Source organism: Xylanibacillus composti (genome assembly GCF_018403685.1).
GTDB classification, from domain to species: Bacteria; Bacillota; Bacilli; order Paenibacillales; family K13; genus Xylanibacillus; species Xylanibacillus composti.
The window spans coordinates 1-2,072 of record NZ_BOVK01000017.1 but is presented as its reverse complement, the minus strand read 5'-3'; the positions used below and the strand labels follow the sequence as shown (position 1 = coordinate 2,072).

The window sequence follows — 2,072 nt, the reverse complement described above, 5'->3', positions numbered from 1 at the left end:
CGGAATTAGGGGGTCTGACCGCTGCCTGCCTAACCTGTGTTGAAATGGCGAAATAAGGTCCGTGACTTCCGTTAGAGTTGCAAAATAGGCAAAATGGTCCATTTAGCGTCTGTGAGTTCCGTTAGCGAGCAGCACAACGTTTAGTGTCCGTCCGCGATGATTAGCGAGCAGCACGACGTTTCGCATACAGCGCAACATTTTAGAAGCGAGGGGGCGTGTGGCGTTTCACTGGCATCGAACAGATCGATGTTCCATAGTTTAGTGGGAAATAAACCAGTTGAAGGAAAATGTGTAAAAGTGTCGAAATAGTGAAACAACTAGTTGTTTTGGACTGCTCCTATAGTTTCATGAATCAATTCATGGTAAGTCTAATGTCCCGCATGTTGAGGTAACAGAGGCATAGAAAATGACAATAGAGGAGGAGAACAATGCAGGCCATTGCACACTTTCGCGAATCGGACAAGCAGGTGCAGACGGTCAAGGCGCATTTGAAAAACGTTCAGTCGTTGGCAGCATCATTCGGGGGCAAACTGGGTCTTGCGCATATGGCCGGTCTGGCTGGACTGTTGCATGATATGGGGAAGTTCTCTAAATCAATGATTATTCCTGGGAGATGAAAGTGTGAACTACTATGCACACACCAAGAAATCAGGTGAATACCAGTTTCTAAGAGATCATTTAATCACAGTAGCGAATTTGTGCCAAAGGTACGCAAAGCCTTTAGGAATAGGAGATTTGGGATATATCACAGGGCTTTTGCATGATATCGGCAAGTACTCAGCATTGTTTCAAGAGAGAATACGGGGGAGAAACATTCAGGTGAATCATTCCTCAGCAGGAGCCAAGTGGATTTTAGACAAAGACGCTTACAGGAGTTTGATTGGAAGGGCGGGGACCGCTCGTTATATTGCGCGCCTGGTCTCAATGGCTATCGCTGGGCATCATGGTGGATTGTTGAATTACGGCACACAGGATCAGGATGGCAGCTTTCTCAAAAGAATGTCCAAAGACGATATACCTGAGTGGTCGTCAGCTTGGGAGGAAATCGTATTGCCAAATTCCATTCTGGCTACGCCTGAACTTTTGAAACCAGAGAAGATAATATTGCTGAAGGACAAATTAGCTTGGTCATACAGTTTTATGGGGAGAATGCTTTATTCCTGTCTAGTTGATGCGGATGCCATCGATACGAGAAACTACGTAAATGATTCAGACCGGTTAATCATGGAGAAACGTGAACGGTCAATTCCGACGCCATCCATCTTATTAGAACGTTTGGATAACTATCTAACGGAGAAATTTGAACTCGCTGACCAAACACCGGTTAATCTGCAACGCAAACGAATACAAGATATTTGCAGACGTCGGGCATTGTTGGACAAAGGAGTATTTACGCTATCCGTGCCAACGGGTGGAGGAAAGACGCTATCCTCTCTGCTTTTCGCTCTGGAGCATGCCAAGAGACACAAGATGGATCGTATCATTTATGTGATTCCATTGACCAGTATTATAGAACAAAATGCGCAAGTATTCAGAGAGGCGATAGGTGATGATGCAGTTTTAGAACATCACAGCAATTTCAATATGAATGACTATAAGGAAAACCATACTTCGCATGAAGTTCGCATGGTCAAATTAAGCGCTGAGAATTGGGACATGCCGGTTATCGTTACAACTTCTGTTCAGTTTTTTGAATCTTTGTTTTCCAACAAACGAAGCCGCTGCAGGAAACTTCATCATATTGCGAATTCGGTTATCATCCTTGACGAAGCCCAGAGCTTGCCTACGGGGTATTTGACGCCCTGTCTGCAAGCCTTGGAAGAGCTAAGACAGAATTATGGTTGTTCCGTCGTGTTGAGCACCGCAACACAACCGTCATGGCATCGATTGGGAGTGAAAGCAACTGAGATAATAGATTCCCCTTACCCTAAAGGGTGGTCGGTATTCTTTGATAGGGTGAATGTGACCGTCCATGGTTCTAATGAAGATAGAATGGAGGATGATCAGATAATAGATTGGCTTCATAGTTCTAATCAAGTTCTGTGCATCGTTACTATCAAGCCCCCTAATTA

2 protein-coding genes are annotated in these 2,072 nt (G+C 44.6%); both read left to right on the top strand.

The genetic code is table 11. From position 1 onward, the window contains the following. The first annotated feature begins 428 nt into the window (after window positions 1-428). Window positions 429-617, top strand: a complete 189-nt coding sequence (locus XYCOK13_RS07675) for an HD domain-containing protein (protein ID WP_213411369.1) — start codon at window positions 429-431, stop codon at window positions 615-617. A gap of 4 nt (window positions 618-621) precedes the next feature. Next, window positions 622-2,072, top strand: a 1,451-nt coding sequence (locus tag XYCOK13_RS07670) for a CRISPR-associated endonuclease Cas3'' (protein WP_213411367.1), incomplete at its 3' end; no start/stop codon positions are given.

Excerpts from the sequence above, each read along its gene's own strand:
- XYCOK13_RS07675 (WP_213411369.1), top strand. The coding sequence starts at position 429 with ATGCAGGCCATTGCACACTTTCGCGAATCGGACAAGCAGGTGCAGACG.